This window comes from Massilia sp. P2_C2, from assembly GCF_056404615.1.
The window spans coordinates 1-6,015 of record NZ_JBFUDR010000342.1 but is presented as its reverse complement, the minus strand read 5'-3'; the positions used below and the strand labels follow the sequence as shown (position 1 = coordinate 6,015).

The 6,015-nt window shown below is 68.4% G+C and carries 6 protein-coding genes; all 6 read left to right on the top strand.

What is annotated here, in order from left to right; translation table 11 throughout:
- Positions 1–178: 178 nt before the first annotated feature.
- Positions 179–1,216 carry an NADP-dependent oxidoreductase gene (locus tag AC1DYX_RS26550; RefSeq protein ID WP_477264456.1) on the top strand — a complete coding sequence of 346 codons (1,038 nt, stop codon included), beginning with the start codon at positions 179–181 and terminating at the stop codon, positions 1,214–1,216.
- 114 nt (positions 1,217–1,330) lie between these two features.
- Positions 1,331–1,690 (top strand): KGG domain-containing protein, encoded by a 360-nt coding sequence (locus AC1DYX_RS26545; RefSeq protein WP_477264454.1) that lies wholly within the window; start codon positions 1,331–1,333, stop codon positions 1,688–1,690.
- Between the two features lie 157 nt (positions 1,691–1,847).
- Positions 1,848–2,369 (top strand): M48 metallopeptidase family protein, encoded by a 522-nt coding sequence (locus AC1DYX_RS26540; protein WP_477264452.1) that lies wholly within the window; start codon positions 1,848–1,850, stop codon positions 2,367–2,369.
- 157 nt (positions 2,370–2,526) lie between these two features.
- Positions 2,527–3,777, top strand: a complete 1,251-nt coding sequence (locus tag AC1DYX_RS26535; protein ID WP_477264450.1) for a porin — start codon at positions 2,527–2,529, stop codon at positions 3,775–3,777.
- Position 3,778: 1 nt separating this feature from the next.
- Positions 3,779–4,000, top strand: coding sequence for a hypothetical protein (locus tag AC1DYX_RS26530; protein WP_477264448.1), 222 nt, complete (start codon positions 3,779–3,781; stop codon positions 3,998–4,000).
- Positions 4,000–6,015 (top strand): sensor domain-containing diguanylate cyclase (locus AC1DYX_RS26525; RefSeq protein ID WP_477264446.1); only part of this gene is annotated, 2,016 nt, incomplete at its 3' end. The genes AC1DYX_RS26530 and AC1DYX_RS26525, both read left to right, overlap by 1 nt.

Genomic DNA, 6,015 nt, shown 5'->3' with positions numbered 1-6,015 from the left:
CACCAAACCTGAATGCTGTCTGGGGCTAACAGCCCGTTAGGAGAATGAGGTGTGGGTCAGCGGATTTCATCGGGGCCAGCGGCAATGCCGCGCACAAGGCCGGATATAGAACTGCGACTTTCCTCGTCTGAACAGAGCTGAAAATACCTTGCAAAAGGGAGGCGTCCATATAGACAGCATGACTCAGCCTGCCCCGATGAACCGGCAGTTCCGCCTCGCCGCCCGCCCCGTCGGCCTGCCGAAAGCTTCCGACTGGCAATTGACTGAAGAACCCCTGCGTGCGCCCGGCGACGGCGAGGTACGCGTCCGCGTACTGTATGTGTCGCTCGATCCGGCCATGCGCGGCTGGATGAACGAAGGCAAATCGTACATCAGGCCTGTYGCCATCGGCGACGTGATGCGCGCCGGCGCAGTGGGCGTGGTCGAGGCGTCGAACACGCCGCACGTTGCCGTGGGCGACTATCTGAGCGGCATGTTCGGCGTGCAGGAATACTGGACGGGCCCCGTCGACGCGAAGACCGCCGCCGCGCTGAAGATCGATCCCACGCTTGCCCCGCTGCCGGCCTGGCTGAACGTGCTGGGCATGCCCGGCATGACGGCGTATTTCGGCCTGACCGACATCGGCCAGCCAAAGGCCGGGGAAACGGTCGTCGTGTCGGCCGCCGCGGGTGCCGTCGGCATGACGGTGGGCCAGGTGGCGAAACAGCTGGGCTGCCGCGTGGTCGGCATCGCGGGCGGGCCGGACAAATGCCGCTACGTCGTCGACACGCTCGGGTTCGACGCCTGCATCGACTACAAGGCCGGTCCCGTCGCCGCGGGCCTGAATGAACACTGTCCGCAGGGTGTGGACGTGTATTTCGACAACGTGGGCGGCGAGATCCTCGACGCCGTGCTGGCGCGCATCAACCTGAAGGCACGCATCGTGATCTGCGGCGCCATCTCGCAATACAACAACACGACACCCGTGCGCGGGCCGGCCAACTACCTGTCCCTGCTCGTGAACCGGGCGCGCATGGAAGGCATGATCGTCTTCGACTATGCCGCACGCTATCCGGAAGGCGTGCAACGCCTCGGCGCCTGGCTGCGCGACGGCGCGATCCAGAGCCGCGAACACGTGGTCGAAGGCTTCGCACAATTCCCCGACGCGTTGACGATGCTGTTCGAAGGGAAGAACTTCGGGAAACTGGTGCTGAAGTTAGGCGACGCCACGGCGTAAGCCGGAGGGCCGCGCAGACGCACGCCGCCGGAACCATTTCATCCCCTGCCTCTCTAAACGCACGAGCGCATCCATGGACGCTCGGTTTGATTGTTCAGGCACAAGGAGATCGATATGGCGACAAGCAAGGATGGCGGCAAGGGCGCTGCCGACTCCGGCGGCAGCGAGCAGAAAAGCCAGCCGGCCAAGCGCGGTTTCGCTGCGATGGACCAGAACCAGCAGCGTCAAATCGCCAGCAAGGGTGGCCAGGCGGCCCACCAGAAGGGCACGGCGCACGAATTCGATTCGGAGGAAGCGCGCCGGGCGGGCCAGAAAGGCGGGGAAGTGGTCAGCCGTAACCGCGCCCACATGGCTGACATCGGTCGCAAGGGCGGGGAAAGCCGGCAGTCCGCCAACCGCGCCGCCGCCGCCGCGAAAACGGGCACCCCAGCGGGCAACCAGGCGGGCAACCGCCAGGGTACGAAGGAGCAATGACGTTCCCGGGATCGCCCGGCTGTTAACCCTGATGCCCTGGCCGGGCCCCTGTCACCATCGCGCGCAAGCGCAGGCCGCGCCGCCGTGCCGGGCGCGGTTCCCTGCTTGTCTGCCTCCCGCTGCATCCACGACATGGACGTGCTACAGTGCCGCCCTTATGTCCTCCTCTCCCTTTCTCCTGAAATACCTGGGCGCCTATCCGGCGCACGTGCTGTCCCAGGTCGAACGCCTGATCGCCGAAGACCGCCTGGCCGACCACCTGCGCCAGCGCTACCCGGACGCGCACGACGTCCGCACCGACAAGGCCTTGTATGCGTACGTGCAGGATTTGAAAGATGAATACTTGCGCAACGCCGCGCCCGTGTCCAAGGTCGCCTACGACAGCAAGATCGGCATCGTCCAGCAGGCGCTGGGCCTGCACACGGCGATCTCGCGCGTGCAGGGCGGCCGCCTGAAGGCCAAGCACGAAATCCGCATCGGCACCGTGTTCCGCGACGCCCCGCCCGCCTTCCTGCGCATGATCGCCGTGCACGAACTGGCCCACCTGAAGGAAAAGGACCACGACAAGGCGTTCTATAAACTGTGCTGCTGGATGGAACCGGACTACCACCAGTACGAATTCGACCTGCGTCTCTACCTCACCCAGCTGGAGCTGGGCGGCGGACGGTTGTGGGCTTGATGCCGTTGCCGTAACGCAACAAAATATAGAACACATCCTCGACCCGGGCAAAACCTGTCGACTTTCCCAGTCGCACCGATTACATTCGATGTGAATTTCCGGCCATCCTGGCTCCGGCGCGCGATCCGCCGGTCCAGCGGCCCACGCGTCGACACTCATGCAGCAACCACGCCCTGGTCATCTCCTGTTCCTTTCCCTGCTCGGACTTGCCCTTTCCGGTACCGCCCGCGCCGCCGACGAGCCCGGCCAGGCACCCGACTTGCGCGTATCCGGATTCGGCACGCTGGGCGTCGTGCACGCGAGCGAACGCGAGGCCGATTACACGTCGTCCGTCCTGAAGGCGAGCGGTGCCGGCGGCACACGCCGCTGGAGCCCCGACGTCGATACCCGCCTCGGCCTGCAACTCGACGCCACGCTCGCGCGCCGCTGGTCGGCCGTGCTGCAGATCGTGAGCGAGCAGGGTCTGGACAACAGCTCCCGGCCGCGCGTCGAATGGGCCAACGTCAAATACCAGGCGACRCCCGAACTGGACGTGCGCGCCGGCCGCATCGCCCTGCCCGTGTTCCTGATGGCGGACTACCGCAAGATCGGCTATGCCTATCCGTGGGTGCGTCCGCCGGTCGAAGGCTACAACGTGCTGCCCATCACGAGCAGCGACGGCGTCGACGCCACGCTGCGCTGGGGAATCGGCCCCGTGCGCAACGCGTCGCAGGTGTTCTACGGCCACAGCGCGGTGTCGCTCACGCCGCCGCTGCACGTGTATGCGCGCGGCGGCATCGGCGTGTCCAACACGAGCGAATGGGGCGCGTTCAGCGTGCGCGCCAACGCGATCAGCGCCGAGATCACGAGCGACATCGGCAGCGCACTGTTCGGCGCCCTCGGCGCATTCGGCCCGGCCGGCCAGGCGCTGGGCGCGCGCTATGCGCTGGACCACAAGCGCCTGACGCTCATGAACATCGGCCTGAACTACGACCCGGGCACATGGTTCCTGATGGCCGAAGCGGGCCGCGCGAACGGGCACTCCTTCCTGGGCGCGACGCGCAGCGCCTACGTCAGCGCCGGCTGGCGCCGGCATGCATTCACGCCGTACGCGACCTGGGCCAGCGTGCGCGCCGCGGGCGCGACGTCCGACCCGGGCCTGCCGGTGGGCGCCCTGCCGCCGGCGCTGGCACCGACGGCGGCCGCGCTGAACGCCGGCGTGAACGCCCTGCTCGCGACCATCCCGCAGCAGACGTCGACGGCGGCCGGGCTGCGCTGGGACCTGCGCGCGAACATGGCGCTGAAACTGCAGTACGACCACGTCACCCCGCACGACGGCTCGCGCGGCACCCTCATCAACCAGACGCCCCGCTTCCGCTCCGGGCACACGGTCCATGTGGCCAGCGTCGCCCTCGACTTCGTGTACTAGCATGGCGGCGTACAAGGTTTTCCGTCGACTGGGCGCGGCCCTGCTGCTCGGCGCCCTCGCCGGCGTGCCGGCCGGTGCGGCCGACCTCGTCGTGATCGTCTCCGCCCGCAACCCGGTCGCCACGCTGCGCGCCGACCAGGTGGCCGAGGACCTTGACGCGATCGGCTATATCGAACGGAGCGCGCTCGACACGAGCGTGCACGCCGTCCTCGTGGTGCAATGATGAACCAGACGCCTGCCCGGCCCCGCCGCCGTCCCCGCTGGCTGACGCGCGTCCTCGATACCCATATCGCGCTGCCGCTGTTCGCCCTGCTGCCGCTCATCGCGATCTGGGTCGCTTCCTTCCACTTCATCGAGGTCGAACGGCGCGCGGCCGTCGACGCCGCGCACGACGCCGCGCGCGAACAGCTCGACACGTACGAAGCCCAGATGGCACGCAACCTGAACGCCATCGACCAGGCGCTGAAGGTCATCAAGTACGCGGTCGAGCTGAACGGCCCGCGCGCCGCCCTGCCGGCGCTGCGCGCCCAGGGCCTGCTGCCGCCCGGCCTCGTGTTCCAGATCGCCATCGCGGACCGCGACGGCCAGATCGTCGACAGCAATCCCGCGATGCCCGGGCAGGACATATCGCGCGAAGCGTATTTTGCCGTGCACGTGAACGGCGACAGCAGCGCCCCGTTCGTCAGCCACACGAATAGCGACGCGGTGAAGTCGGAACCGCACCTGCATTTCACCCGCCGCCTCGACGATGCCGCCGGCCGCTTCGCCGGCGTGGCCATCGTCGAAGTGGACCCTGCCTATTTCACCAGCTCCTACGAGCGCTCGCGCGCGGGCGAACTGGGCCTGCTGGCGCTGGTCGGCAGCGACGGCGTCGCGCGCGCCGTGCGCATCGGCGACAAGGTCTCGTGGGGGCAGGCGATCGCGCTCGAGGGCCTGAAGGAGGAAGCGCAGGCGCCGCAGCCGACCTCGCCCGACGGCGTCGAGCGCTACGTCGGCGCGCGCCGGCTGAACGGCTTCCCGCTGACGGCCGTCGTCGGCCTGGCGCGCAGCGAGCAGATGGCGCAATACGAACAGCATTACGGCACCTACCTCGTGGCCGCGACGGCGGCGAGCTCGCTGCTGGTCGCCGTCGTGGCGATGGTCAGCGCGTGGTCGTGGCAGGTGGCCAAGGCGCGCCGGCGCCAGCGCCAGGCCCAGGAGACCTATGCGGCCGCGTCGGAAGCGAGCCCCGATGCCTTTTTCGTGCTGCGCAGCGTGACGGGCGCCGACGGCGAGATCGTCGACTTCATGATCGAAGAGACGAACACGCGCGCCGAACTGTTCACCGGCATGTCCAGGGATGCCCTGCGCGGCCAGATGATGGACGACGTGCTGCCCTACTACCGGGCGAACGGCATGTTCGAGCAGCTGGCGCGGGTGGTCACCGAACGCTGCGTCCAGGAAGCGGAATGGCAGGCCCAGACCGGCCCGGCCACCGGCCGCTGGCTGCAGCGCCAGATCGTACCCGTCGAAGGCGGCGCGGTGGCGATGGTGCGCGACATCACGGAGCGCAAGCTGGCCGAGGACCGCATCCGCCACATGGCGCACCACGACGAGCTCACGGGCCTGCCGAACCGCAGCCTGATCCGCGACCGCCTCGACCAGGCCGTGCGCAACGCCCAGCGCAACGACGGCCACCTGGCCCTCGCCTTCGTCGACCTGGACGGTTTCAAGCTCGTCAACGATGGCCTCGGCCACAACGCCGGCGACGAGCTGCTGAAGGTCGTCGGCGCGCGCATGCAGGCCTGTCTGCGCCGCTCCGACACGCTCGGCCGCCTGGGCGGCGACGAATTCGTGATCCTGCTGCCCGAGGCCGGCGAGAACCCGCTGGCGCTCACGCCGGTACTGGAAAAGATCCGCCAGGCCGTCACGGAACCCGTGCCGATCGGCGACCAGGCCGTGCGCGTGAGCTGCAGCATGGGCGTCGTCGTCTACCCGCGCGACGGTGCGGATCCGAAGACGCTGATGATGAACGCCGACGCCGCCATGTACCGCGCCAAGGAACTGGGCAGCAACAACTTCCAGTTCTACACCCGCGAGATGAATGCCAGCGTCGAGGAAAAGCTCGCGCTGCTGGAGGGCCTGCGCATGGCGCTCGACGCCACGCTGGCGGACGAGGGAGCGGACGACGATGCGCAGCCGGCCGACGCGCCGGCCGCCGGAGCGCCGGCCGCCGGGGCGCCAGCCGCGGGATCGCCC

Bases quoted from the DNA above. Each gene is read 5' to 3' on its own strand.
- AC1DYX_RS26545 (WP_477264454.1), top strand. From the start codon at position 1,331: ATGGCGACAAGCAAGGATGGCGGCAAGGGCGCTGCCGACTCCGGCGGC.
- AC1DYX_RS26540 (WP_477264452.1), top strand. From the start codon at position 1,848: ATGTCCTCCTCTCCCTTTCTCCTGAAATACCTGGGCGCCTATCCGGCG.
- AC1DYX_RS26530 (WP_477264448.1), top strand. From the start codon at position 3,779: ATGGCGGCGTACAAGGTTTTCCGTCGACTGGGCGCGGCCCTGCTGCTC.